The 25,558-nt window shown below is 66.1% G+C and carries 28 protein-coding genes; 13 read left to right on the forward strand and 15 right to left on the reverse strand.

Annotated features, from left to right (window positions below; genetic code table 11):
- Position 1 precedes the first annotated feature (1 nt).
- The 5 genes from G6N36_RS24130 to G6N36_RS24150 are packed head-to-tail and all read right to left on the reverse strand — an operon-like array spanning position 2 to position 5,983.
- Positions 2-2,221, reverse strand: coding sequence for an AAA family ATPase (locus G6N36_RS24130; RefSeq protein WP_372512401.1), 2,220 nt, complete (start codon positions 2,219-2,221; stop codon positions 2-4).
- Position 2,222: 1 nt separating this feature from the next.
- Positions 2,223-3,074, reverse strand: a complete 852-nt coding sequence (locus tag G6N36_RS24135; protein ID WP_179964857.1) for a CDP-alcohol phosphatidyltransferase family protein — start codon at positions 3,072-3,074, stop codon at positions 2,223-2,225.
- Positions 3,071-3,808 (reverse strand): phosphatidylserine decarboxylase, encoded by a 738-nt coding sequence (locus tag G6N36_RS24140; RefSeq protein WP_163689300.1) that lies wholly within the window; start codon positions 3,806-3,808, stop codon positions 3,071-3,073. The genes G6N36_RS24135 and G6N36_RS24140 overlap by 4 nt, the downstream gene beginning before the upstream one ends.
- 40 nt (positions 3,809-3,848) lie before the next feature.
- Positions 3,849-5,072, reverse strand: coding sequence for a molybdopterin molybdotransferase MoeA (gene moeA / locus G6N36_RS24145; RefSeq protein WP_163689301.1), 1,224 nt, complete (start codon positions 5,070-5,072; stop codon positions 3,849-3,851).
- Positions 5,072-5,983, reverse strand: coding sequence for an SDR family NAD(P)-dependent oxidoreductase (locus G6N36_RS24150; protein WP_163689302.1), 912 nt, complete (start codon positions 5,981-5,983; stop codon positions 5,072-5,074). Before G6N36_RS24150 ends, moeA begins: the two co-directional genes overlap by 1 nt.
- A gap of 53 nt (positions 5,984-6,036) precedes the next feature.
- Here G6N36_RS24150 and G6N36_RS24155 point away from each other — a divergent pair, with 53 nt between their 5' ends.
- From G6N36_RS24155 to G6N36_RS24165, 3 genes are read left to right on the forward strand one after another with little or no spacing between them, the layout of a single operon-like run.
- The gene (locus G6N36_RS24155; RefSeq protein WP_163689303.1) at positions 6,037-6,519 is read left to right on the forward strand and encodes a nitroreductase family deazaflavin-dependent oxidoreductase; all 483 of its coding nucleotides are present in this window, start codon (positions 6,037-6,039) and stop codon (positions 6,517-6,519) included.
- An 11-nt stretch (positions 6,520-6,530) separates the two neighbouring features.
- Positions 6,531-7,007 (forward strand): PH domain-containing protein, encoded by a 477-nt coding sequence (locus G6N36_RS24160; RefSeq protein WP_179964858.1) that lies wholly within the window; start codon positions 6,531-6,533, stop codon positions 7,005-7,007.
- A gap of 41 nt (positions 7,008-7,048) precedes the next feature.
- On the forward strand, positions 7,049-8,482 hold the full coding sequence (locus G6N36_RS24165) for a PH domain-containing protein (RefSeq protein WP_163690867.1): 1,434 nt from the start codon (positions 7,049-7,051) through the stop codon (positions 8,480-8,482).
- On the opposite strand, the gene G6N36_RS29965 is transcribed toward G6N36_RS24165, so the two are convergent.
- The 4 genes from G6N36_RS29965 to pcp form a co-directional block, all read right to left on the reverse strand.
- Positions 8,466-8,834 carry a cupin domain-containing protein gene (locus tag G6N36_RS29965; RefSeq protein ID WP_235690151.1) on the reverse strand — a complete coding sequence of 123 codons (369 nt, stop codon included), beginning with the start codon at positions 8,832-8,834 and terminating at the stop codon, positions 8,466-8,468. The genes G6N36_RS24165 and G6N36_RS29965 overlap by 17 nt on opposite strands.
- A 14-nt stretch (positions 8,835-8,848) precedes the next feature.
- Positions 8,849-9,778 carry an urea transporter gene (locus G6N36_RS24170; RefSeq protein WP_235690152.1) on the reverse strand — a complete coding sequence of 310 codons (930 nt, stop codon included), beginning with the start codon at positions 9,776-9,778 and terminating at the stop codon, positions 8,849-8,851.
- A gap of 35 nt (positions 9,779-9,813) precedes the next feature.
- Positions 9,814-10,482, reverse strand: coding sequence for a cysteine hydrolase family protein (locus G6N36_RS24175; protein ID WP_163690868.1), 669 nt, complete (start codon positions 10,480-10,482; stop codon positions 9,814-9,816).
- Positions 10,483-10,597: 115 nt separating this feature from the next.
- Entirely contained in the window at positions 10,598-11,266 is a 669-nt protein-coding gene (pcp, locus tag G6N36_RS24180; protein ID WP_163689304.1) for a pyroglutamyl-peptidase I, read from the reverse strand.
- 92 nt (positions 11,267-11,358) lie between these two features.
- On the opposite strand from pcp, the gene G6N36_RS24185 reads away from it, so the two are divergent.
- The 4 genes from G6N36_RS24185 to G6N36_RS24200 are packed head-to-tail and all read left to right on the forward strand — an operon-like array spanning position 11,359 to position 14,163.
- Positions 11,359-12,174, forward strand: coding sequence for an HAD-IIA family hydrolase (locus tag G6N36_RS24185; RefSeq protein ID WP_163689305.1), 816 nt, complete (start codon positions 11,359-11,361; stop codon positions 12,172-12,174).
- Between the two features lie 2 nt (positions 12,175-12,176).
- Complete coding sequence (locus tag G6N36_RS24190) at positions 12,177-12,458, forward strand: addiction module protein (RefSeq protein WP_235690153.1); 282 nt, start codon at positions 12,177-12,179, stop codon at positions 12,456-12,458.
- 36 nt (positions 12,459-12,494) lie between these two features.
- Complete coding sequence (locus G6N36_RS24195) at positions 12,495-12,998, forward strand: SRPBCC family protein (RefSeq protein WP_163689306.1); 504 nt, start codon at positions 12,495-12,497, stop codon at positions 12,996-12,998.
- Between the two features lie 31 nt (positions 12,999-13,029).
- Positions 13,030-14,163 carry a BTAD domain-containing putative transcriptional regulator gene (locus G6N36_RS24200; protein WP_163689307.1) on the forward strand — a complete coding sequence of 378 codons (1,134 nt, stop codon included), beginning with the start codon at positions 13,030-13,032 and terminating at the stop codon, positions 14,161-14,163.
- Here the strand turns inward: G6N36_RS24200 and G6N36_RS24205 are convergent, their stop codons facing one another.
- The 3 genes from G6N36_RS24205 to G6N36_RS24215 all read right to left on the reverse strand — a co-directional run bounded on the left by G6N36_RS24205 (position 14,164) and on the right by G6N36_RS24215 (position 17,413).
- A complete protein-coding gene (locus G6N36_RS24205) occupies positions 14,164-15,879 on the reverse strand; it encodes a DEAD/DEAH box helicase (RefSeq protein ID WP_163689308.1) in 1,716 nt (571 codons plus the stop codon). It abuts the gene before it with no gap.
- 94 nt (positions 15,880-15,973) lie between these two features.
- Positions 15,974-16,483, reverse strand: a complete 510-nt coding sequence (locus G6N36_RS24210) for a cupin domain-containing protein (RefSeq protein ID WP_163689309.1) — start codon at positions 16,481-16,483, stop codon at positions 15,974-15,976.
- A 24-nt stretch (positions 16,484-16,507) separates the two neighbouring features.
- Positions 16,508-17,413 carry an SDR family NAD(P)-dependent oxidoreductase gene (locus G6N36_RS24215; protein WP_163689310.1) on the reverse strand — a complete coding sequence of 302 codons (906 nt, stop codon included), beginning with the start codon at positions 17,411-17,413 and terminating at the stop codon, positions 16,508-16,510.
- Between the two features lie 98 nt (positions 17,414-17,511).
- Here G6N36_RS24215 and G6N36_RS24220 point away from each other — a divergent pair, with 98 nt between their 5' ends.
- Both G6N36_RS24220 and groL read left to right on the forward strand, forming a co-directional pair.
- Positions 17,512-18,075 carry a TetR/AcrR family transcriptional regulator gene (locus G6N36_RS24220; protein WP_163689311.1) on the forward strand — a complete coding sequence of 188 codons (564 nt, stop codon included), beginning with the start codon at positions 17,512-17,514 and terminating at the stop codon, positions 18,073-18,075.
- A 180-nt stretch (positions 18,076-18,255) separates the two neighbouring features.
- Positions 18,256-19,881 carry a chaperonin GroEL gene (gene groL, locus G6N36_RS24225; RefSeq protein WP_083124148.1) on the forward strand — a complete coding sequence of 542 codons (1,626 nt, stop codon included), beginning with the start codon at positions 18,256-18,258 and terminating at the stop codon, positions 19,879-19,881.
- Positions 19,882-19,995: 114 nt separating this feature from the next.
- Here groL and G6N36_RS29970 read toward each other — a convergent pair whose 3' ends face one another.
- Positions 19,996-20,487: an endonuclease domain-containing protein gene (locus G6N36_RS29970; RefSeq protein WP_235690154.1), complete on the reverse strand. Its 492-nt coding sequence runs from the start codon at positions 20,485-20,487 to the stop codon at positions 19,996-19,998.
- A gap of 373 nt (positions 20,488-20,860) precedes the next feature.
- The gene (locus tag G6N36_RS24235; protein ID WP_163689312.1) at positions 20,861-21,235 is read right to left on the reverse strand and encodes a pyridoxamine 5'-phosphate oxidase family protein; all 375 of its coding nucleotides are present in this window, start codon (positions 21,233-21,235) and stop codon (positions 20,861-20,863) included.
- A 60-nt stretch (positions 21,236-21,295) separates the two neighbouring features.
- Between G6N36_RS24235 and G6N36_RS24240 the strand changes: the two genes are divergently transcribed.
- Positions 21,296-22,297 (forward strand): zinc-binding alcohol dehydrogenase family protein, encoded by a 1,002-nt coding sequence (locus G6N36_RS24240; RefSeq protein ID WP_163689313.1) that lies wholly within the window; start codon positions 21,296-21,298, stop codon positions 22,295-22,297.
- On the opposite strand, the gene G6N36_RS24245 is transcribed toward G6N36_RS24240, so the two are convergent.
- Positions 22,287-24,014, reverse strand: coding sequence for an N-acyl-D-amino-acid deacylase family protein (locus G6N36_RS24245; RefSeq protein WP_163689314.1), 1,728 nt, complete (start codon positions 24,012-24,014; stop codon positions 22,287-22,289). The genes G6N36_RS24240 and G6N36_RS24245 overlap by 11 nt on opposite strands.
- A 46-nt stretch (positions 24,015-24,060) precedes the next feature.
- On the opposite strand from G6N36_RS24245, the gene G6N36_RS24250 reads away from it, so the two are divergent.
- From G6N36_RS24250 to G6N36_RS24260, 3 genes are read left to right on the forward strand one after another with little or no spacing between them, the layout of a single operon-like run.
- The gene (locus G6N36_RS24250) at positions 24,061-24,450 is read left to right on the forward strand and encodes a VOC family protein (protein ID WP_163689315.1); all 390 of its coding nucleotides are present in this window, start codon (positions 24,061-24,063) and stop codon (positions 24,448-24,450) included.
- 18 nt (positions 24,451-24,468) lie between these two features.
- Positions 24,469-24,984 carry a mycothiol transferase gene (locus G6N36_RS24255; protein ID WP_163689316.1) on the forward strand — a complete coding sequence of 172 codons (516 nt, stop codon included), beginning with the start codon at positions 24,469-24,471 and terminating at the stop codon, positions 24,982-24,984.
- Positions 24,981-25,553: a phosphatase PAP2 family protein gene (locus tag G6N36_RS24260; RefSeq protein WP_179964859.1), complete on the forward strand. Its 573-nt coding sequence runs from the start codon at positions 24,981-24,983 to the stop codon at positions 25,551-25,553. The genes G6N36_RS24255 and G6N36_RS24260 overlap by 4 nt, the downstream gene beginning before the upstream one ends.
- Positions 25,554-25,558 lie beyond the last annotated feature (5 nt).

The raw sequence follows: 25,558 nt of genomic DNA on the forward strand, positions 1-25,558 counted from the left end.
GTCAGCGCGCGGCAGAGAACGCCCGCAGCGACTCGACCTGGACGGGGTCGAGCGACGGCCGCACGGTTTCGCGGGCCTTGGCCACGTCGTCGGCGGTGACCGCGGCGGCGTCGATGGAGCGCCGCATCGCCGTCAGTGCGGACTCCCGCAGCAACGCCACACAGTCGGCGGCACTGTAGCCCTCCAGCCCGGCGGCCAGCGCGTCGAGGTCGACGTCATCGGCCAGTGGCACGGATTTGCCTGCGGTGCGCAGGATCTCGCGACGCGCTTCTGCGTCGGGCGGTTCGACGAAGACAAGCTTTTCTAGCCGGCCGGGCCGCAACAACGCCGGGTCGATCAGGTCGGGCCGGTTCGTCGCACCGAGCACCACCACGTTGCGCAGTGGTTCGATGCCGTCGAGTTCGGTGAGTAGCGACGCCACGACCCGATCGGTCACACCGGAGTCGAAACTCTGGCCGCGCCGCGGCGCCAGCGCATCGAGTTCGTCGAGGAAGATCAGCGACGGCGCCGAGTCGCGCGCGCGTCGGAACAGGTCGCGGACCGCCTTCTCCGACGCGCCGACCCACTTGTCCATCAGCTCGGCGCCCTTCACGGCATGCACGCTCAGGCGACCCGAGCTGGCCAGCGCCCGCACCACGAAGGTCTTGCCGCAGCCGGGCGGGCCGTAGAGCAGGACGCCGCGCGGAGGCTCGACGCCGAGGCGCTCGAACGTCTCCGGATGCTGCAGTGGCCAGAGCACGGCCTCGGTGAGTGCCTGTTTGGTCTCGGCCATGTCGCCGACGTCCTCGAGCGTCACCGAACCGACCGACACCTCTTCGGACGCCGACCGCGACAGGGGCCGGATCACGCTCAGCGCGCCGGTCAGGTCGTCCTGGGTCAACGCGGGCGGTTCACCGTCGGTGCTGGCCCTGGCCGCGGCCCGGAGTGCGGCCTCGCGCACCAGCGCGCACAGGTCGGCGACGACGAAACCCGGCGTACGGTCGGCTATTTCGGTCAGGGCGAGATCACCGGCGGGCACGTCCCGCAGTAGCACCTCCAGCAGCTGCTTGCGGATGGCGCCGTCGGGCAGGCTCAAGCCGAGCTCGCGGTCGCAGAGGTCGGGTGCACGCAGGCGTGGATCGACGTTGTCGGGTAGCGCGGACGTGGCCACGAATGCCACGCCGCGGGTGGCGACGGCGTTGCGCAACTCGGTGAGGATCAGTGTCGCAACGGGTTCGGCGGGTGAGGGGAGCAGCGCGTCGATGTCGGTGATGAGCAGGACGCCGCCGCCGTCACGGACGGTCGATACCGCAGCCGCAACACGGGTGAGCCGGTCCTCGGCGCGTAGTGCCCCGACCTCGGGTCCGTCCAGCTCGACGAGACGCCGGTCGGTGCAGACCGTCCGCACCATGGTCGCCTTTCCGACGCCCGCCGGCCCGGAGACGAGCACGCCGAGATTGGCTGTCGCGCCCAGTGTTTCGAGGAGCTGCGGTTGGTCGAGGGCGAGCTTGAGCCACTCGATCAGCCGCGACGCCTGGGCGTGTGCGCCCTTGAGGTCGTCGAAACTGACGGTGCTCGCCGTCGACTCCTTGGCAGCGGTGACGGTCGGTTGCCCCGACGATGCGGGTATGGACGGAGTCACCCCGTCGCCCCAGCTGACGAGCGAATTGGGCTGGACGCTCACAGGTCCCACGGGATCGACACCAGTCACCGTCAGCAGTTCCGACGTCCACGTGATGCCGACCGACGACGCCAGCGCCGACGTGGCCGCCGACGTCGGGATGTCGGGTCCGAGTTCGCGGGGGAGCAGCGACACCGTGTCGCCCACCGTCATCACCTTGCCCAGCAGTGCCTGACGCAGCGTCGCCGGTGAGATCGACCGGGTCGCGAGGTTCGAACCGGACAGTGTCACCGATCGTGCGCCGTAAACCGTCACAGGCGCGACGAGCACCGTGGTGTCCTCACGTACGCCTGCGTTGGACAGTGTGACGTCGTCGAGCAGCGCGGTGCCGGTGGGCGTGCCCGGCGGTGCCACTGCGGCCACCGCGGCGGTGGTACGGGAACCCGTCAGCGACACCGCGTCCCATTCCCGAATACCCAGCGCCGCAATGACTTCCGGATGAAGACGGACGACTCCACGCCGAGTGTCCAACGCCGAGTTGTTCAGGCGCGCGGTCAGCGTCAGCTGCTGCTTGAGGGCGGGACGGTCGCTTGCCGACTTCCCCGAATCGAAACCGGTCACGTCAGGAGCCCGGCCTGCGCAATCCGAGTCGCATCACCGATCGCCGGTGCGGCTGCGCGCGACGAATCGCCCGCCGTGCCTGACGTTGTTGTCGAGGCTTGTCCCCCCACACCTCCGGATGCGCGGCCAGGAAGCGCCGCGTCCGGATCGCGAACGGGATGTGGATGACGTAACTGAAGATGATTGCCAGGATCACCAGGTAGGGGAACAGGATCGACGCGGCGACGCCGATGGCCAGTAGCGCGAGCAGCAGCGGGACCATGTTCGACGACACCGAGAAGGTATGGATCTTGCGCATGGGCAGTGAGCTGACCGCCAGCAGCGAGACGCCGATTATCCAAATCACCACCGCGGGTTCAGATGTCCACCATCCTTCACCGAATTGCATCTTCGCCGCCAGCGGACCGATCGCGCCGATCGCGCCCGCGGGTGCGGGCATACCGACGAAGTACTTGTTCTCGTAGGCGGGCTTGGCTACGTCGAGCATCGCGTTGAATCGGGCCAACCGCAACACGATGCACACCGCATACAGCAGCACAACAATCCACCCGATGCGCGACTGTGAGAGCAGCGTCGCATAGACGATGAATGCCGGTGCGACACCGAAATTCACCGCATCGGCGAGCGAGTCGATCTCCTCACCCATTCGGGATGTGGCCTTGAGGATCCGGGCCATGCGGCCGTCGAGCGCGTCGAGTATCGCCGCGACGGCCAGGAAGGCCATCGACTCTGTCGGTCTGCCGTCGAGTGCGAACTTCACCGAACTCAAGCCCAGGCAGATGGCTGTCACGGTCATGGCGCTGGGCAGGATGCGCAGGCTGATGACCGGCGTCTTGACGCGGGGTTTGATCACGTAGCGGCTCCGGCCGCGACATCAGACGCGGGAGGCTCTGGCAACTCGGCCAATATCGTTTCACCGCCGAGGGCGCGCTGGCCGAGGGAGACCAGGACGTTGGAGCCGGCGGGCAGGTAGGTGTCGAGCCGAGATCCGAATCTGATCAGGCCATAGGTGTCGCCCATCGCGAGTTTGTCGCCCACCTTCGTGTCACACACGATGCGGCGGGCCACCAGGCCGGCGATCTGCACGGCGACCACCTGCGCACCTTCTGGGCTGCGGATGACGACGCTGTTTCGTTCGTTGAGTTCGCTGGCGGCCTCGAGTTCGGCCGAATGAAACTTCCCTGGCCGGTGGGAGACCGCGACCACCTCACCGCCTATGGGGGCGCGCTGCACGTGGGCGTCCAAGATCGACAAGAAGATGCTGACCCGCGGTAATGGCGTTGAGGGCAGGCCGAGTTCGGCGGGGGGCACCGCCTCCTGAATGAGGCAGATCAGCCCGTCTGCGGGCGCTACGACAAGGCCGGGGCGGGTTGGTGGCACCCGCGGCGGGTGCCGGAAGAACGCCGCGTTGGCCGCGGCGGACGTGAGTCCTGCGCGCCGCAGCCAGCGGCTGCGGTACCCGAGCGCGGCGACCGCGAGGCTCGCGCCGACGAACGGTAGGCCCGCCGGGTGCATCGGAGGTATGGAGGAGCGCACCAGCGCGGCGAACCGTGCCGGGCCGGATTGAATGTCGGGGCGTCTGGCCATCGTGGGCCGATTCTACGGGCGCGACGTGCCGCCAATGGAGCTATGCCAGGTCCCAGATGTGAACAGTGGATCCACCGGCGAGTTCGCCGATTTCCTCATCGATCTCCAACAGACAGTTCGCCGACGCGAGCCAGCGCAGGTGGTGTGACGCGGGCGGTCCGTAACTGGTGACCGTGCCCGCTGCCGAATCGAACACTCCGCGGCGGAATTGCCGCTTCCCCCGCGGTGACGTGAGGTCCTCGGTCAGGACGGCGGTACGCCGCGGCCGATCGGGATGGGGCAGCCCCATCGCACTTCGCACCGGAGCGCGCAGGAACACCTCGAAAGACACCAGCGCGCTGACCGGGTTGCCCGGCAGCGTGATGATCGGCGTGCCGTCCACGACGCCAGAGCCCTGTGGCATGCCGGGCTGCATCGCGACCTTGACGAACTCCACCCCGCCGGCCAGGCCCGATGTCGCCGACCCTCCGGCTCCGAGCGCGTCCTTGACGACCTCATAGGCGCCGGCGCTCACCCCGCCCGTCGTGATGATGAGGTCGGCGTCGCGCATGTGACGGGTCAGCGCGTCGCGAAACGCGGCGACGTCGTCTCCGGTCGTCGGTGACGCGACCACCTCGGCCCCGGCCTCGCGCAACGCCGCGGCCAGCATCACCGCGTTGGATTCGTAGATCTGTCCAGGCTGCAGTGGCGTGCCGGGCGGTACGAGTTCGGATCCGGTCGACATCACCAGCACCCGCTGCCTTGGAATGACCGTCAGCTCACCCAATCCGAGCGCCGCGGCCAGCCCCACCGCCGCGGGGGTGATGACCTGCCCTGCCCGCAGCACGGTGGTGCCCGAGGTGACGTCCTCGCCCGCACGTCGAATGTGTTGGCCGGGTTTGGCACTCGCGCGGATCTCGACGGTGTCGGTCGCGGCGTTGGTGGCCTCGACCGGCACCACAGCGGTAGCGCCCTGTGGCAGCGGTGCGCCGGTCATGATCCGGTGTGCGGTCCCCGATGTGAGGGTGAGCGGGTCGGTGCGGCCGGCCGGAATGTCCTCGGCGACCGGCAGCAGCACGGGCCGTTCCGCCGTGGCGGTCGAGATGTCCTCGGCCACAACGGCATAGCCGTCCATTGCGGAGTTGTCGAAACCGGGCAGCGACAGCGGCGCCACCACGTCATCGGCCAGAACCAGCCCCAGCGAGTCGGCGAGCGCGACGGTGATCGGCGTCCGGCGGCGGATCAGACCGGCGACGACACGCTGATGCTCCTCGACGGACCGCATCAGACTCCGAAAATCACGCCGGTCAGTTCCTCGGACACCGTCCACAACCGACGCTGGATCGCCTCGTCGTGTGATTGTGCGCTCGAGGCAACCACTTTGGGGTTTCCCTTCGCCTCGCCGATGCCGTCAGGGCCGTAATACTGGCCGCCCTGTGCGCCCGGATCGGTGGCGGCGCGAAGGGTCGGCAACGCGCCCATCTCAGCGGGTTGGGCCACGACCTTCCACAGCGAATCCGGGATGAAGCCCGGCAGGTGCCGCATGAGTTCGGTGTCGGAGAAGCCAGGGTGCGCGGCGAGCGCGACGGTTGGGGCGCCCTTGGCCGCGAGCCGACGCTGCAACTCGTAGGTGAACATCAGGTTGGCGAGCTTGGACTGACCGTAGGCCTTGACGCGGTTGTAACTGCGCTCCCAGTTCAGGTCGTCGAAACGGATCTTCGCCATGATCCGGTGACCGACGCTGCTGACCGTCACCACGCGAGAACCGTCGACTCCGATCAGGTTGTCGAGCAACAGGCCGGTGAGCGCGAAGTGGCCGAGGTGGTTGGTGCCGAATTGCATTTCGAAGCCATCGCTGGTGGCTTCGCGGGACGGCACGTACATCACGCCCGCGTTGTTGATGAGCAGGTCGATGCGCGGATAAGCCGACCGCATTTCCTCGGCGGCCTTGCGGGTGTTGTCCAGCGACGACAGGTCGAGTTCCTGCAGGGTGACCTGGGCATTGGGGTGTGTGCCCTGGATGCGCTGCAGGGCCTCGTTGCCCTTGTCGAGGTTGCGCACCGCCATGACGACATGCGCACCCTTGCCGGCGAGGAGGGCCGCGGTGTCATATCCGAGTCCGCTGTTCGCGCCGGTGACGATCGCGACGCGACCGGATTGATCGGGGATGTCTGCCGCGGTCCATTTGGCGCTCATGCGATCAACATACTGAAGCCCTGCTGTCTTGCGTCGCCGGTTACTTTCGTTCTATGCGAGTGGTTGCGGTGATCATCGGCACGCTGTTCGGTGCGGTCTTGGTGTTGGTGGGGCTGCTGGTGGCCGGCATGCGCTGGCAGGTCTCCCCGGTGGTGAACACGGTGCGACGGATGAACCGCTCCTTGACGAATCCGCGGGTGATGCGGACGGCGGGGAGCGCGGGAACACAGACGTCGGTCATCGAGCACGTCGGACGTCGTTCGGGCACGACGTATGAGACACCGGTCGACATCATCGAGACCACAACCCGGCTTCTGATCGCGCTGCCCTACGGCGCGCGCACCGACTGGCTGCGCAATGTGCTGGCCGCCGGTTCCGCCACCGTCGTGTCCGGTGGCGAGCGCATCCCGGTCGAACGGCCCGCCGTCGTGGCGACCGCCGATGTCGAGGAGGTGGTTCCGGGGCGGACGTTACGAGTGCTTCGGCTGTTCGGGGTACGCCAGTGCCTGAGTCTCGAAAAAAGCGTGACCCCGTGAACGTGTTGAGCATGAGGGATCCCGCGAATGCGCCGAGTCGTAAGGCGCCGCTGGTGTGGGCGCTCGGTGCGCTCATTCCGTGGGCCTTGTTGGCACTCGCCCAGCTGGTGTGGTTCGTCGTCGACCCCAGCGCGTGGTGGGTGCATGCAGTCGCCGCGGTGACCACGGCTATTTGCGTGCTCCTGTTCGTTGTGGTGGTTCCGTTGTGGCGCTTCCGAGTTCATCGCTGGGACGTCACCCCCGACGCGGTGTACACGCGCTCGGGATGGCTTGTGCAGGAGCGCCGCATCGCGCCGATATCGCGGGTGCAGACCGTCGACACCGAACGCGGCCCCCTGGATCGGTTGTTCGGGCTCGCGAACGTGACGGTGACGACGGCGTCGTCGGCCGGTGCGGTGCGCATCGTGGCCCTTGATGTCGATGTCGCGGACCGCGTCGTCGCCCAACTCACCGACATCGCGGCGATCGGGGCCGAGGACGCGACGTGAATTTCCCGACCGGCGCCGAGTGGAGTCGGCTGAGTGCCCGCATGCTGCTGGTGCATCCCGTTCACGAGGTGCTGCGCCAGATCCCGGTGATCATCGGGACGGTCGTGCTGGGCTCTGCCACCGGCAATCCGATGTATGCGGTCGCGGTTCTGGTGGTCACGGTGGGTGTCGGGCTCGCCCGCTGGTTCACCACGAGCTACCGCATCGGCCCCGGTGAGGTGCAGCTGCGGAAGGGGATTCTGCAGCGCAAAGTTCTTTCGTTGCCGCGCAACAGGATTCGTTCGGTATCCACCGACGCCAGATTGCTGCATCGGTTGCTCGGCCTGACCGTGGTGCGGGTCAGCACCGGGCAGGAGGCGATGGGAGACAGTGCTTTCGCGCTCGACGCGGTCGCAGTCGCGGAAGCGCCGAGGCTGCGCGCCGTGCTGCTGGCCGGATCGTTGGCAGCCGATGAGGACCATAGGGTGACCCCTGGCAGGGTGCTCGCGCGTTGGCACCCGTCGTGGCTACGCTACAGCCCGCTGAGCTTCACCGGCCTGGCGATGATCGCGGCCGCCGTCGGAATCGCATATCAGGTGGGAGCAGCTGCGGCGCTGCGGGATTCGCGGATCGAGCAGTCGGGCGCGGCGATCGCCGACCGCTTCGGCGTGGCGGCCGCCATCACCGCCGGGGCGGTCGTGGTGCTCGTCGCGTCCGTCGTGCTGTCGGTCTTGCAGTCCCTGCTGAGCTACGCGAACCTCGACCTACGCCGCGATGGCGACGTTCTGCACCTCAAGCACGGGCTGCTGCGGGTGCGGGAGCACACGTTCGACATGCGCAGGCTACGGGGCGGAACGCTGCGGGAACCCCTGCTGGTCAGGTTGTTCGGCGGTGCCCGGCTCGACGCGGTGATGACGGGCGTCGGCGGCGCGGGCGAAGCGTCGATGCTGTTGCCGCCGTGCCCGAAGTCGATCGCGCAAACGGTCCTGGCCGATTTGATCGCGCGACCCGACGCGGTCACCGGCACGCTGCGCCGCCACGGGCCTGCGGCGACACGCAGGCGGTGGACCCGTGCGCTGGCGTGTCCGGCGATCATCGCTGTCGCCCTGGTGGTCGTGCCGGTGCTGGTGCCGGTGTGGGTATGGATGACATGGGCGGCGCTCACCGTGTGCTGCGCGTTGCTCGCCCTCGACCGGTCGCGGTCGCTGGGGCATCTGGTGATCGACGGGTGGTTGGTCGCGCGGACGGGGAGCCTGCAGCGCAGGCGTGACTGCATCGCGGCGCCCGGCATCATCGGATGGACGGTGCGCCAAACCTTCATGCAGCGCCGGGCCGGTGTCGCCACGCTGATCGCGGCCACCGCGGCAGGCGTCAAGCACTATCAGGTGATCGACGTACCGGCCGGGCTCGCATGGACGATCGCAGGACAGGCGTCGCCCTGGGTCGCGGGCAGCAAGTGGGCTGATGTTGCCGGGCAACCTATGGTTCATCGATGAACCGAACTGCCCTCTCGTAGATGAGCAGCGCCACACATCCACCCACGCTGCCCGGCGAGTGGCACGTGCCGGGTGGATTGACGACGAAGCTACCCGCGGGATAACTGCCGTGTTCGTCGAACTGGTCACCATCGAGGACGAACATGTGCTCATAGCCGACGTGCTCATGCTCTGTCACCCGGGCGCCGGGCTGATAACGGAGCAGGACCGCCGACGGTCCGTCGCCGTCTTCGTGGTACAGCCAGTGCGCGGTCACACCTGGCCGGAACTCGTCCCATTCGTCGCTGTTGCGCAGTGTCACGGCCTTCTCGAGCAGGTTCGAGAAGACGATGGAATCGGTTGGTGAGAGCATGCGGCCCTCCTTTTTCATTCTTGGGAATCGGATGGGGCGAGCCAGCTCCTGTCGACCCAGCCCAGTGCGAGCACCAGCCAGGTGGCGAATACGAAGGGTGCGGACACTGCCTGGAGGCCGAGGTTGGTGAACGCCGGCATCGTGATCGTGGCAAGCAGCGCGCCCAGAATGGCCAGTCTTAGTTTGCTGTCGCACAGCGCGTACACCGCGACAGCGGTCAACACGCCGTTGAATCCGTAAAGTCCCAGGTTCACGCTCTCCGGATCGCCCTGGTGGTAGTAGTACGACACCACGGTGCCGATGAGGGCACCGACAACGGCGATCACCGCGTGTCGCCAGTTGCTGACCAGGAGTCCGGCAAGAAACAGCAGCCCCGACCACACACTCGGCGAAAACAACGTTTGCCCCAGGCTGGACAGCACTGCGGTGAGGGGATGAAGGGTGGTGGCCACCGACACGTCGATCGAGCTGGGCTGCAGCACGCCGAGATGCGGCGCCAGCGCATAGACGACCCAAAACGTCAGTACGAAAGGCAATGCCAGGATCGGGAACGGAACAACGGCGACGAGCAGCCGTACCAACAGCACCGTGATCGCGACGCAGGCGACGAGCACGATCCACATACCTACGTTCGTCCAGCCGGTGCGAAAAAACGCGGGCAGAGACAGCGCGATCAGGCACGGATTGAGACCGGGCAGCCCGGTGGCCAGCACCGCACCCCGTTGGCCCAGCAACATGCGTCCGCCCGGCGCCATGACCGCCGCGACCAAAAAGTATGCCGCGGCGATCGGTGAGACGACCAGGACGGCGGCGAGGAAGAACAGGCCGGTGAGTTCATTGCTCTGAAAGCAGAGCTGCGAGCAACCCCTCAGCACCAACCGGTAGTAGCGAACGGTTTCACCGGGCTCGCACGGTGCGAAGAGGTAGTCGACCGGTCGCTTCACCGGCCGCTTCGGTGTCGTCCGTCCACCTCTGCGACTCACAGGGCCGAGAGGCAGTCCACTACCTGTTCGGACTTGCACGTCCACCCGACTATGCCGCCCTGGGCGACGAGCGCCCGCAGCGTCACCTCTTTGAATTCGGGGAAATAGCTTTCGGTGCCGTCCTCGACCAACACGCAGTCGAAGCCGCGATCATTGGCACAGCGCATGGTGGTCTGCACGCAGACATCGGTCGTCACACCGGTGATGAACAGATGGGTGATCAGTCGAGTCGTGAGGTATTCGTAGAAATTGGTCCGGTAAAGGGTGTCTTTTCCGGGCTTGGCGATGACCAACTCGCCTTCGATCGGCGCGTTCTCGGCGACGAAATCCGATCCCGGCTCACCGTCGATCAAAATCCGCCCCATCGGTCCCTGATCGCCGATCCTTGTCTTTGGATTGCCACGATTGCGTTTGGCCAGAGGAACATCGGACATGTCCGGCTTGTGGCATTCCTTGGTATGGATGATCGGTAGCCCGGCTTTGCGGAAGGCTGCCTGAAGCTTGGCGATGACAGGGATGCAGGGCGCGATGTTCTCGATGTTGTTGCCGAGCGAGTCGGCAAATCCGCCCGGTTCGCAGAAATCCCGCTGCATGTCGATGCAGACCAACGCCGTGTGATCGATTCCGAATTCGAATGGGAACGGCTTCGCGTCGATGTATGGCATATCAGCTATCGTCCCCCGAAAACGTGCGGCAAGTCTGCTGAATAACACAATCAGGGAGGCGATTTCGCGAATCACGAGTAACGATCCGTTGCACCGTCGCAACCTTGTAGGACAGCTATATTTGCAGCCGCGACGGGAATGGCTCGGTAGTGTCGGCTGACTCTGTCAACGCAGCTTCGATGGCGGCCGCCAGACCGGTCGTCATCGTTTCAACCGACATACTCGGGGCGCCCAGGTTCTGATCGAGCGCGGCGACCTCCGGCAGAAACGGCAAATGGATCCAGCCGGCTCGGGTGGTTAAGGCGTTGGTCGCGATGTGGTGGAGCATTCCGTACATGAGGTGGTTACAGACAAATGTGCCTGCGGCGTCGGACAAGTCGGCGGGGACGCCAGCCCGACGCATCGCCAACACCATGGCGCGGTTCGGCGTCGTCGCCCAGTAGGCAACCGGTCCTTCGGGCGCGGTCGGTTCCCCTCCCAACACCTTCCCCGCGGTGTCGGCCACTCCATATCGTGCGCAATCACTGACGTTCTGCGCCAATCGTTCGACGGTGATCATCGAACGCCCGCCGAACTCGCCGAGCATGATCAGCAGTTCAGGCTGCTCATCTTCAACCAACTGCACGGTGGCGGAAATCGACGTGAAATACGCGCCGGGCACGATCCGCGATACCACTTTCGCGCCGGCGATCACTTGGCCGTCGAGCGCCTCGGCCGTGAGTTGCGCGGGGTTCACCGGTGACATGGCATACGGACCGAAACCAGTTACAAGTACCGTTGGCATTCGGGTACCTCCCAACTCTTGTTAGCAGACCGGTCGAACGAATTGTCCCAGCCCCGAGTTGCGGCGATTCGCCTGCCGTTTACTGTCGGGCAATGGCAATCGGTGGGGTGTTGTTCGACATCGACGGCGTCCTGGTGACGTCGTGGAAGCCGATCGCCGGTGCCGCGGAGACGCTGCGGGCCCTAGCCGACCATCAGGTCGCCTGCTCGTATCTGACCAACACCACCACCAGAACGCGGGCGCAAATCGCCGAATTGCTCAACGAGGCCGGGATGGCGGTGCGCGCCGACGAGGTGATCACCGCCGCCGTGCTGACCGCCGAATACGTCCGCCACAACTTCCCCGATGCGCGATGTTTCCTCGTCAACAGCGGACAGATCGCCGAGGACATGCCCGGTATCGACATCGAGTACTCGAGCGATTTCAGCGGACCGACCGCACCGGACCGCCCCGACGTGGTAATTCTCGGCGGGGCGGGGCCGGAGTACAGCCACCTGACGCTGTCGTGGGTCTACGACTGGATGGCACAGGGGGTGCCGGTGGTGGCGATGCACCGCAGCACGGTGTGGACGACGACCGATGGTTTGCGCGTGGATACCGGCATGTACCTGATCGGAATGGAGCAGACGTCCGGTCGGAAGGCGACCGCGGTCGGAAAGCCTGCGCCGGAGGGATTCCTCGCCGCCGCAAGCCGACTCGGCGTCGACCCCGACGAGATGTACATGATCGGCGACGACCTCAACAACGACGTGCTGCCCGCACAGGTGGTGGGTATGTCCGGAGTGTTGGTGCGCACCGGCAAGTTTCGTCAGGACACGCTCGATCGGTGGGCGGCCGATGAGTTCGCGATGCAACCCAACCACGTCATCGACTCGGTCGCGGACCTACCGCGGTTGCTGGGGCTGTAGCGGTGTCGGAGCAGCGGATCTGGGTGCGTGTTGAACGGATGCTGTTCGATCGCGGGATCAACACATTCCTGGAGCTCGCGTTGTGGATCGCGTTGATGTACATCGTGATCGGCGTCGGCTACACGATTTTTCACATCGAGCTGATGGGTCAGCTGCAGCAAGCGCTCACTGGTGCCTTCCCGATCTTCTCCGACATCGCAGCGCTGGTGGTGATGGTCATCGCCTGGCCGTTCCTGTGGGTCACGTCCTTTGTCTGCGGTGTCGCGGGCTGCGGTGTGTTCTGACGGTGAGTTTTGCCGGCCGTGGCGGTCGGTACCGGTATGACCGATGAACACGTGAATGCCGTGACGACCGTAAATGCGCCCGCCGAAGTGGTCTTCGACGTGCTGGCCGACCCGTCGACACACCCGGCGATCGACGGCACCGGATGGGTGCGCGACGCCCTCGATCCCCAGCGTCTGACCGACGTAGGCCAGATTTTCCGGATGGCGATGTACCACGACAACCACCCCGAAAAGGACTACGAGATGGCCAACCGGGTCGAGGCTATCGACCCGCCGCGGGCCATCGCCTGGCAGCCCGGGCAGGGCCCCGACCAGCGCGGATATCTGATGGGCGGCAACGAGCTCGCATTTGGCGGGTGGATCTGGCGCTACGATCTCGAACCGGCGGGGCCTGACCGGACGCAAGTGACGCTGACCTATGACTGGTCCGGGGTGCCGCCGCAGATGCGCGACATCGAGTTCCCGCCGTTCGACGTCGACCACCTGGACAACTCGCTGAAGAACCTGGCCGGGCTGGCCGAGCGCCGTATCGTTAGCTGACGTCACTTCACGCTGATGGGTAGGACAGCCGATGCCGCAGAGAGGCCCAGTGTTTGGTCTTCTCGGACCGTTGCAGATGACGGTCGACGACACCGTGGTGCCGATCGGCACGCCGAAGCAGCGAGCGGTGCTGGCGTCGCTGGTGATGAACCGCAATCGGCCGGTCGCGGCGGATTCCCTGATCAACGCCGTCTGGGGTGAAGATGCCCCAGCCGAAGCGCGTGCGAGCCTGCACGCCTACGTGTCCAATCTGCGTCGGCTGCTCGGATCGGTCGGCGTGGACGGGCGAAGCATGCTCGAGAAGGTTTCGCCGGGATACCGGCTCAACATCGATGAGTTGAGCGTCGACCTGGGGCGGTTCATCCGCGAGCGGAACGCGGGCGTCCAGGCCGCGACGGCCGGCCGGTTCGACAAGGCGAGCAGTCATTACTCGAACGCGTTGGCCCAGTGGCGCGGTGACGTGCTCGAGGACCTGCGTGCTTTCGACTTCGTCTCGGTCTTCGCCACGGCCATGACCGACGAGAAGATCGCCACCCACATCGCCCTCGCCGAATCCGAGATCGCGTGCGGGCGCGCGAAGCTGATCACCGGGGAGCTGGAACGGCTTGTCGCCGAGCATCCCTTCCGCGAGCCGGCGTGGGAGCAGCTGATGATCGCGTACTACGTCTCGGCGCGACAGTCGGATGCCCTCGACGCGTATCAGCGGCTGAAGACCGTGCTGGCCGACGAGCTAGGAATCGACCCGAGCCGGGCGCTGCGCGATCTGCACGAGCGAATCCTGCGACAGGAGCCGATGGACGTCAAACCCCCGCCCGACACCACGCTCGCGGGCACGTTCATCAGCCTCGCGAACCGGACGGCGATCAACACCGGCAAGGAGCGCGCCCAACTGCGGGCGGCCACCGGTGAGTGCTATCCGGTGAAGGGGGTGGCCACCAGGATCGGCCGGCGATCCGACAACGACATCGCGCTCAACGATCCGAGGGTCAGTCGCCACCACGCCGTGATCATCGACACCGGTACCAGTTTCGTGCTCATCGATGCGCGCTCGGCCAACGGTGTCGAGCTGGACCACAAGCGGATTCGCGGCAGCGCCCCGCTCAGTGACGGGTGCCATGTACGCATCGGCGAAAGCGATTTCCGCTTCGAGCTGTCGCCTCGCTAGTCAGAGAGTGCGGACCGCCTCGATACGGGCGAGCAGATGGTCGGTGGTCGCCGCCGCGATCGGCGGGCCGCCACAGATTCTGCGCAACTCATTGTGGATCCATCCGTGCGGCTTCCCGGTGCGGTGGTGCGCGATCGAAACCAAGGCGTTGAGTTCGCGCCGAAGCTCGCGCAACTGGCCGTGCTTCGAGGGGCGGAAATTCATCGGAGACGCAGTGCTTGATTCGATGTCGCCGGCGGCCCGGCTCCGGCGGTCGAGCTGCTCATCCTGCCTGCGCCGCAATAGATCGCGCATCTGTTCGGCGTCGAGCAGGCCGGGGATACCGAGAAAGTCGGCCTCCTCCTCACTGCCCGCCGGCGTCGCCGTGCCGAATGAGGACCCGTCGAAGATCACCTGATCGAGCTCGGCGTCGGCGCCGAGCATCTCGAAGCCGTTGTCCAGGTCGGTCGACTCGTCCTTCTGCTTCTCGGCGTCCGCGACCAGATCGTCGTCGAGGCCATCCGATTCGCGGTGCGGCTTGCCGAGCACGTGGTTGCGCTGCGCCTCCATCTCGCTGGCGAGAAGCAAGAGGTTGGGCACCGAGGGAAGGAAGACGCTGGCTGTCTCGCCGGGCCGACGTGACCGGACGAACCGTCCGATCACCTGCGCGAAGAACAGTGGCGTGGACGCGCTCGTCGCATAGACCCCGACCGCCAGCCGCGGCACGTCCACGCCCTCGGACACCATCCGCACCGCGACCAGCCAGCGGCTGGTGCCCTGTGCGAAGGCGGAGATGCGGTCGGAGGAACCCTTGTCGTCCGACAGCACGACGGTGGGCACCTCACCGGTGAGCCGGGTCAGGAGTTCGGCGTAAGCCCGCGCCGCCGTTTGGTCGGAGGCGATGATCATGCCGCCGGCGTCGGGCACGTGCTGACGCTTCTGCTGCAGGCGTTTGTCGGCGGCAGCGATCACCGCGGGCATCCACTCACCGGCGGGGTTCAGTGCGGTGCGCCAGGCCCGTGCCGTCTGCTCCGCGTTGAGCGGCTCACCGAGGCGCGCCGAGTGCTCTTCGCCGGCGCTGTCGCGCCATCGCGACTCGCTCGAGTAGGCCATGAACACCACCGGCCGGACCACTCCGTCAGCCAACGCGTCGCTGTAGCCGTAGGTGTGGTCGGCCTGCGAGCGCAACAGGCCGTCGGCGCCGCGCTCGTAGTTGATGAAAGGGATCGGGCTGTCGTCGCTGCGGAACGGCGTGCCGGTCAGCGACAGCCGTCGCGTGGCGTCGCCGAACGCCTCGCGGATTGCCTCACCCCAACTCTTCGCGTCACCGCCGTGGTGGATCTCGTCGAATATGACGAGTGTGCGGTGGTTCTCGGTCCGTACGCGATGGCGCGACGGATGCTTGGCAACCTGGGCGTAGGTGACGACGACACCGTGGTACTCCGACGACGTCTGCGCCGAGGAGTTGGAGAACTTCGGGTCGAGCGCGATGCCGACACCGGCGGCCGCCATCGCCCACTGAATTTTGAGGTGCTCGGTCGGCACGACGACGGTGATCTGGTCGACGACGCGCTCGGAAAGAAGTTCGCCGGCGATCCGCAGGGCAAACGCTGTCTTGCCCGCTCCCGGGGTGGCGACGGCCAGGAAATCACGCGGCGCTGCGGTGAGATATCGCACCAATGCCCGACGCTGCCAGCCCCGCAAAGCCTGGGTGTCGGGCGCTGCATAAGCCCGCACCCAAAGCTCCTTAGTCTGATCGGAACGCGATCGGACTGCAGCCTAACGGAACGGATTACGCCTACGCACGTTTCGGCGTGTCGGCAACCGCGTGTCATTCGACGGAGTGGTTGTCGTTCTTGATGAACCACTCGACGCGCTCCTCGTCGGACAGGTCGGCCAAGTGAGCGAAGCCCTCGAAGTAGGCCTCTCTGGGTGCGCCGGGAGCAAACAGCATCAGCAGCGAGACGGGCGCGTCGGCCTCATTGCGGAAGCCGTGGATGCCGCCCGGCGGCACGTAGAGAAAGTCGTTCGGTTGGCCGTCGAGCCAGTCGTTGCCATCGTAGAGCCTCACGGTCCCCGAGAGGACGAAGAAGGCCTCCGACATGGTGCGGTGAAAGTGCGGACCCGGCCCGCCGCCGTGGGGGGCGATATCGACGCGGTACAGCCCGTAATCGCCGTCGGTGGACTCTTGGTTGGCCAGATAGTGATACTTCACGAGGCCGAACGACTCGTAGTCCGGCGGATCAGTACCCAGCCTCAACCGGGCACTGACCTCCGGCTTGTCCTTCGTGTAGCGGGCCGGCGGATACGGTGGCACGTTTCGCGGATCCCAGAATGACATCGCTTGCCAGCCTGCCACATTCGGCTAGACGGGGAAGACGACCTTCGTCAGTTCCTCGGAGACGGTCCAGAGCCGGCGCTGCGCGTCCGCGTCGTGCGAGGCGCGATTGGATGACACGAGCGTGGCGTACCCGCGCTGTTCGGCGAATCCGTCGGGGCCGAAGTACTGCCCGCCAAGCACATCCGGATCGGTTGCCGCCCGCAGCGTGGGCAGCGCACCCATATCCGCGCCTTGGAAGAGCGGACGGGCCAGTGCTGTCAACGGCTGCACCAGCCGAGGCAGATTGCGCATCAGCTCGGTGTTCGACCCGCCGGGATGCGCCGCTGCTGCGATCGTGTTGGTGCCCTGCAGTCGCCGCTGCAATTCGTAGGTGAACAGCAGGTTCGCCAGCTTGGACTGCCCGTAGGCGCGGAATCGGTTGTAGGAGCGTTCCCACTGCAGATCGTCGAAGCGGATGGCCTCGATGAGGCGATGACCAGTGCTGCTGACCGTCACCACGCGGGAGCCCGGCACCGCGAGCACCCGGTCGAGGAGCAGGCCGGTGAAGGCGAAGTGGCCCAGATGGTTTGTGCCGAACTGTAATTCGAAGCCGTCCTTGGTGGTCGTCTTCGGGGTGAACATCACGCCTGCGTTGTTGATCAGCAGGTCGATGCCGTCGTGTTTGGACTTGAGTTCGTCGGCCGCGGCGCGAACGGACGCCAGCGAGGTCAAGTCGAGTTCCTGGATCTCGACCCGGGCGCCCGCCGTGGCCTGCTCGATGCGGCGCGCCGCGGCCTTGCCCTTCTCGAGATTGCGTACGGCCAGGACGACGTGCGCGCCTTTGGCGGCGAGCGCCGCGGCGGTCTCGTATCCCAGGCCGGTGTTGGCGCCCGTGATCACCGCCGTGCGGCCGGTCTGGTCGGGGATATCGGCGGTATTCCAGTTGGACATGGGGTCTCCTCGGTAGAGTGTTAAGCGGAGCGTACGCCCCGGTTGATCACAACTATACGGAACGGGCGCCCCGCTTAATCCATTCCCGAGGGGACAAGTTGACGGAGACCGCCCGACCGTTGCGTGCGGACGCCGCCCGCAACCGCGCCCGGGTGCTCGAGGTTGCCTACGAGACCTTCGCGGGCGAGGGGCTCTCGGTGCCCATCGACGAGATCGCCCGGCGGGCGGGCGTCGGGGCGGGCACCGTGTACCGACACTTTCCGACCAAGGAGGACCTGTTCCGGGCCGTCGTGGAGGACAGGATCCGGGGCATCATCGGCGAAGGCCGCAATCTGCTGACGGCCGGCGATCCCGCGACTGCGCTGTTCGAATTCCTGCGGTCGATGGTGTTGAAGTGGGGGGCGACCGATCGTGGTCTCAGCGAGGCGCTCGCGGGCGTCGGTATCGACGTGGAGAAGGCGATGCCAGAGGCGGAACGCGAGTTCTACGCCATGCTCGGCGACCTGCTGCGTGCCGCCCAGGAGGCGGGTGCGGTGCGCCGTGATGTTTCGGCACCGGACGTCAAAGCGGTCATGGTCGGGCTGCAGGCCATGCAAACCTACGACGACGAGGCGGCGAAGCGGCTGACCGACGTCGTCCTGGACGGCCTTCGCCCGCGGTGAACGATCTTGCACTCGCCATGGTTGAGTGCTAAAAATGCAGTTGGCACTCGCGACCGGTGAGTGCTAGGTCGGGACGGTGAGGCCGGGGCCGCACACGCGGAGCACATCCCCAGCCGTCCGTCGCGGGCACTGCGCCCGACCGCAAGACGTGCATCCCCAATCCGGAGGAATCACTTCGCAATGGCCAAGACAATTGCGTATGACGAAGAGGCCCGTCGTGGCCTCGAGCGGGGCCTGAACAGCCTCGCCGACGCCGTAAAGGTGACGTTGGGCCCCAAGGGTCGCAACGTCGTACTGGAGAAGAAGTGGGGCGCCCCCACGATCACCAACGATGGGGTTTCCATCGCCAAGGAGATCGAGCTGGAGGACCCGTACGAGAAGATCGGCGCTGAGCTGGTCAAAGAGGTCGCCAAGAAGACCGACGATGTCGCGGGCGACGGCACCACCACCGCCACCGTCCTGGCTCAGGCACTCGTTCGCGAGGGTCTGCGCAACGTGGCCGCAGGCGCCAACCCGCTCGGCCTGAAGCGCGGCATCGAGAAGGCCGTCGAGAAGATCACCGAGACGCTGCTGAAGTCGGCCAAGGAGGTCGAGACCAAGGAGCAGATCGCTGCCACCGCCGCCATCTCCGCCGGTGACGTCCAGATCGGTGAGCTGATCGCCGAGGCCATGGACAAGGTCGGCAACGAGGGTGTCATCACCGTCGAGGAGTCCAACACCTTCGGCCTGCAGCTGGAGCTCACCGAGGGCATGCGCTTCGACAAGGGCTACATCTCGGGTTACTTCGTCACCGACGCCGAGCGTCAGGAAGCGGTCCTCGAGGATCCCTACATCCTGCTCGTGTCGTCGAAGGTGTCGACGGTCAAGGATCTGCTGCCGCTGCTGGAGAAGGTCATCCAGTCCGGCAAGCCGCTGCTGATCATCGCCGAGGATGTCGAGGGCGAGGCCCTTTCCACCCTGGTGGTCAACAAGATCCGTGGCACCTTCAAGTCCGTCGCCGTCAAGGCCCCGGGCTTCGGCGACCGCCGCAAGGCCATGCTGCAGGACATCGCGATCCTCACCGGTGGCCAGGTCATCAGCGAGGAGGTCGGCCTCTCGCTGGAGACCGCTGACGTCGCGCTGCTCGGTCAGGCCCGCAAGGTCGTCGTGACCAAGGACGAGACCACGGTCATCGAGGGTGCCGGCGATTCCGACGCGATCGCGGGCCGCGTGGCCCAGATCCGCGCCGAGATCGAGAACAGCGACTCCGACTACGACCGCGAGAAGCTGCAGGAACGCCTGGCCAAGCTGGCCGGCGGTGTTGCGGTCATCAAGGCCGGCGCTGCCACCGAGGTGGAGCTCAAGGAGCGCAAGCACCGCATCGAGGACGCCGTTCGCAACGCGAAGGCCGCCGTCGAAGAGGGCATCGTCGCCGGTGGCGGCGTGGCGCTGCTGCAGTCGGCTCCGGCGCTCGACGACCTCGGTCTCACGGGCGACGAGGCCACTGGCGCCAACATCGTCCGCGTGGCGCTGTCGGCTCCGCTGAAGCAGATCGCCTTCAACGGTGGGCTCGAGCCCGGCGTTGTCGCCGAGAAGGTCACCAACTCGCCCGCCGGCACCGGCTTGAATGCCGCCACCGGCGAGTACGAGGACCTGCTCAAGGCCGGCGTGGCCGACCCGGTCAAGGTGACGCGTTCGGCGCTGCAGAACGCGGCGTCCATCGCGGCGCTGTTCCTGACCACCGAGGCCGTTGTCGCCGACAAGCCGGAGAAGGCGGCCGCACCTGCGGGCGACCCGACCGGTGGCATGGGCGGCATGGACTTCTAAGTCTGTCCAACCAAAAAGCCCCGGCTCGCTTCGCGAGTCGGGGCTTTTTGGTGTGTCGCTGACTTAATGTCACGCTGACAGCGCCGTCGCGCGTATATATCCATGGAGACGCTCTCAAGCTGACGTTGTGATCGGCCTTCGATGTCCTCTCCTGCGAATCACCGCTCGAATGTCCTCGATCACGACGCCCCAGCCGTCGACAACATCCTCATACGTCAGCCGAATCACCAGATACCCCAGACCTGTCGCGACCCTGTCCCTCGTCCGATCCACTTGGTACTTCGCCAGATGATGTTCACGGCTGTCGGCTTCGATGATGAGGCGATTGCCCACGAGAAAGTCGACGCGACCCACTTCCGGGATCACCACTTGGGTCCGCAGCTGGATCCCCTCAGCCCGCAGTCGCAACCTGATCATGGTCTCCGTACCAGACTCGCTTCGGGGATCGCATCGCTGCGCAAGGTTCAGGTGTGCAAAACGCGACGCTGCCACAATCGATTTCGCGTCGGCCATGTCGATCATCCGTTTGTGCAGCATCGAATCCAGGACGACAACCAGCCCCTCCGCTCCCAAGCAGTTGGCCGCGGACGCGACGGCAACGTCCATCGCGTCGACCGCACCGACGACGGGTGGATCCCGGCGATACGGATGGCAGGAGCGAACTCCCTGGCGCGACTGGCGCGCTCGCGTCGAGTACCGGATGTGCAGTCGGGAATCGGGAGCCCAGACGCGGCCTAGGCGACCTGAGGGTTGGCGGACGGAACGGCGTACCAACCCCGACGCACCACTCGCCAACCCTGCGAAGGCAGCTTCCTGATGTGCGATTGCGACCACCCCGCCGTCCGCAACTGAGCCGCGGACACGACTCCACCATGTGCTGCGAGGATGCGGTCGATTTCCGCCACGGCTTCATCGCATCCCACAACTGCGGCGGTCGAAAGGGGACCTTCCCAAGCTGTGGATAACTCGGGGCTTGTGTCTACTCCTTGAGCGGCAGGCAGTCGTGCAGGCCGTCGGGGCTCGTCGCCGCGGACTCGGACGTGGCTCTGCGGTGCAGGATCGCCTTGGTGGGCGTGACCGTGACACGGTCGTCGGTCACCACGGCGCGGCCGTCGACGATCAACGTGTATCCGCCGGGGTCGGCCGGTGGCCAGATGACGGTCACGTCGGGATGCTCATCTGCATTGCGGCGCGTGCCCGATCCCATCTGGCCCACCTCGAACACGCCCTCGGTGAGCACCGGCTCGACGGCGACGGTGTGCGCACGGTAGTCGTCGCCGACGGTGATCAGGTATCCGAACGAGAAGTCCGCCAGGGCATCGGCGAGTTTGTCCAGATCGACCTTGACGCTCATAGAGCCGACAATACGAGCCCTCGGGAAGATTTCCATCACGTCGGGGCGTTGAGCGAAAACATGACGACGATGACAGCGATCGGGGCTTTCGCCACGAAGTCGGTCGATGACGACGAATCCCTGCAGGACGTCACTGTCGACGTACCCGAGCTCCGTTCTCGCGACGTGCTGGTCCGTGTCCTCGCGGTTTCGGTCAACCCCGCCGACGTCAAGGTGCGCGCCGGTCTGCAGCCGTCGTCGGATCCCGTGATTCTGGGATACGACGCCACCGGGATCGTGGAAGCCGTTGGGCCGCAAGTGGAAACGTTGCACGTCGGTGACGAAGTCTGGTACGCAGGCGACCTCACCCGGCCGGGCAGCAACGCCGAGTTCCAGGCGGTCGACGAGCGCGTCGTCTCGCACAAGCCGACGTCGCTGTCGTTCGCCGATGCGGCCGCACTGCCGCTGACGACGATCACCGCGTGGGAGACGCTGTTCGACCGCTTTGGTTTGACGAAGGACTCCACGGGCGACCTGCTGGTACTGGCCGCGGCGGGCGGCGTCGGCTCGATCATGATCCAGTTGGCCAAGGCGCTGACCAGCGTCCGGGTGATTGCGACGGCCAGCCGTGAGGAGTCGCGTCGATGGGCCGAGAAGATGGGCGCCGATGCCGTCATCAACCACCACCGACTGCGCGATGAGGCACTGGCCGTGGCGCCCGACGGTGTCGACTATCTCTTCTCGCCGCACTCGAAGGGCAACATCTCCGACTACGCCGCGATCGTCAAACCGTTCGGCCACATCACCGCGATCGATGAACCGCCCGGTCTGGACCTTCTCGAGTTGAAGGAGAAGAGCATCGCGTGGCACTGGGAGCTGATGTTCACCCGCTCGATGTTCGAGACACCCGACATGATCGAGCAGCAGCGGTTGCTGGCCGACACCGCGGCCCTCGTCGACGACGGCACGCTTCGCACCACCGTCACCAAGACCATCGAGGGATTCACCGCCGCCGGCCTTCGTGAGGCGCACCGCGATGTCGAGACCGGGCGGATGACAGGCAAGGTCGTCGTCACCCGCTGAGCGGTGCGGCCTGGCGACCACGGATCAGCTTGCCGGGACGGGCCGCAGTGGGTTCGCCGTTCTCGGAGATGACCTCGCCGGACACCATCGTCATCACGTAGCCGTCGGCCGTTTGGTCCAGACGTCGCCCACCGGCGGGCAAGTCGGACTTGACGGTGGGTCGGTGCAGACGTAACGCGTCGGCGTCGATGATGTTGATGTCAGCCTTGTACCCGACGGCGAGGCGGCCGCGGTCGTTCAGTCCGCCGATCCGGGCAGGCACAGACGTGAGCTCTTTGATCACCTGCGTGATCGACAGCCGTCCAGACTCACGGTCGCGCACCCAGTGCGTCAGTAGATACGTGGGAAAGCTTGCGTCGCAGATCATTCCGTAATGCGCACCGCCGTCGCCGAGGCCGAGTACGACGTCGTCGCGCTGGATCAGTTCGGCGACGGTGTCCAAGGAGTTATCGCGGAAATTGGCGAGGGTCACCAGCAGCATGGCGTGTCCGTCGTCGTCGAGGAGACGGTCGTAAGCCTCCTCCAACGGATTCACGCCGCGCGCCCGCGCCCGGGCGCCGATCGAATCCGAGGCAGCCGGTTCGTAATTCGGTGGATCGCCGAGCGGGAACATGTAGTCCCACGCCTGCGCGGCGAACATCAGGGGATGCCCGTCGCTGCTCGGCGTGTCGTTCATGATGCGTTCGCGCACTTCGGGTTTACGCATCTCGGCGACGCGTTCCGCGAGTGGCAGCCCGGCGATCTCCTGGTAGGACGGATACATCACGAAGGGGTTACCCGACAGGTCCAAGCCGAGGATCAGACCGATTGGGCGCGGGAAGATCTGACCCGTGACGTCTCCTCCGTTCGCGTTGGCCTTCTCCACCATCGTCAGCGCGTCGAGATGGATCGGCGGTCCCGCGTTGCCGATCGCCAGCGTGAACGTCACCGGCAGACCGACTGCACCCGCGACGTCGAACACCGCGCCAAGGGAGGCTTGGTAGTCACCCGCCATCAGGTCGGGCACGAACTGCAGCAGTCCACCGCCGGCGTCGTCGATGCCACGCGCAATCGCCTCGATCTCCGCGTAGTCCACGTCATAGCTCGGAATCGGCTGACCCTTGATGGTTTTGTGCAAGGTCAGGCGGGACGACGCAAAGCCCAGTGCTCCGGCCCGCACCGCTTCGGCCGCGAGTTTGCGCATCAGGGAGAGGTCTTCGTCGGTCGCGGGTTCGCGGTCGACACCGCGTTGCCCCATCACGTACACCCGTAGCGGGGAGTGCGGAAGGAAGGCGGCCACGTCGATGTCCCTGTGTCGCGCCTCGAGCGCGTCCATGAATTCGGGGAAGGTCTCCCAGGTCCACGGCAACCCGTCGACCATCACGACACCGGGGATGTCTTCGACGCCGGCCATCACGTCCACGAGCACGTCGTGGTCCTCGGCGCGGCACGGTGCGAAACCCACTCCGCAATTGCCCATGACGGCGGTCGTCACGCCGTGCGCCGACGACGGGATCATGCGGTCGCTCCAGATGGCCTGACCGTCGTAGTGCGTGTGCAGATCGACGAACCCCGGGGTGACCAGCAGTCCGGTCGCGTCGACTTCCCTGGCGCCGGAGCCGTCGACGGTGCCGACGGCCGCAATCACACCGGCAGAGACCGCGACGTCGCCGACGAATGGTTCACCGCCGAGGCCGTCGACGATGGTGCCGTTCCGAATGATCAGGTCATAGGCCATGAGGTGAATGTACGACTATGCCGATGCCCCATGCCAGGATGAGGCCGTGATTGACCACTTCGGAATCAACTGTGCTAACTGGGATGCGTCGAAGGCCTTCTACGACAAGGTCCTCGGAGTGCTCGGATACACCCGCCAGATGGACTATCAGGTCGCCATCGGCTACGGCACCGAGGGCAAACCCGATTTCTGGATCGCCGACATGAATGCGGGCGAGGCGGCCGGGCCCAACCGTGAGGTGCACTTCGCATTTCAGGCCTCCGGCACCGACGCCGTCCAGGCGTTTTACGACGCCGCGATCGAGGCCGGCGCCGAATCCCTGCATGCGCCGCGGATATGGCCGGAATATCACCCCGGCTACTTCGGGGCATTCGTGCGCGACCCCGACGGCAACAACATCGAGGCGGTCTTCCACGGGGCGCAGCCGCAGGGCTGAACTGGGTACCGTCAAGGTATGGCTAGCTCTGATGCGGACGCGGTGCGTGCGCTGCTGCGGGACGCGTTCACCCGGTTGATCGAGCACGTCGAACGGCTCACCGACGGTCTGACGGATGACGTCGCGTTCTTCCGCCCGACCGCGAATGCCAACAGCATCGCGTGGCTGATCTGGCACAGCGCCCGTCAGCACGACCTTCAGCTGGCGGATATCGCGGGCACCGAACAGGTCTGGTTTCGCGACGGCTGGGTCGACCGCTTCGATCTTGACCTGCCGCGCGATGCGATGGGGTACGGCGACGGCCCCGACGAGGTGGCCAAGGTGCGCGTATCAGCTGACCTGCTGGCCGGCTACTACCACGGTGTGCACAAGGCGACGCTCGAGTACATCGCCTCGGTCACGCCCGAGGAACTGGACCGCGTCGTCGACGATCACTGGGACCCGCCGGTGACTGCGGGCGTGCGGCTGGTGAGCATCGTCGACGACAGTGCGCAGCACCTGGGCCAGGCGGCCTACGTGCGCGGCATCGTGTGAGTCCGATTCGGTGGTGGCCACCGGTCGGGGTGACCGCGATGATCGTGCTCGGACTCGCCGTCGGTAAGGGATCCACCCCGGTCGACGACTGGTTCCAGACGCTCAATCGCAGTGTCGCGCAAGACCTGTCCTACCTCGCAATGCCGCTGTCACTTGTCGTCCTCGGCGTCACGGTCGTGGGCATGGCGCTGTATCGGCGGTGCTGGCGGCTGGCTCTGGCCGCCACTGTGTGTCCCCCGCTCACGTATCTGCTTGTGCAGTTCATCAAGCCGATGTTCGGCCGCTACATCGGGGAGGGCCTGGCGTACCCGAGTGGGCACATCACGACGACGACGATCGTGTTGGGTCTCTTCGTGTTGGTGGCAGGTGGTGCCCGGTGGGCGATGCTGGCCGCGGTCACCTACGTGGCGCTCGCCATGGTCGGCGTGGGCTCGACGTTTCATTACTTCACCGACACTGTCGGCGGGCTGCTGCTCGGCACCTCCGTCGTGGGCCTAGCGGCGCTCGTCGCTCACCATGACTTGACACGTGTCAACCCCGGTGCGATCTACGTCACACGCGGTGGCTAGCATGG

The organism is Mycolicibacterium gadium (assembly GCF_010728925.1).
Taxonomy (GTDB): Bacteria; Actinomycetota; Actinomycetes; order Mycobacteriales; family Mycobacteriaceae; genus Mycobacterium; species Mycobacterium gadium.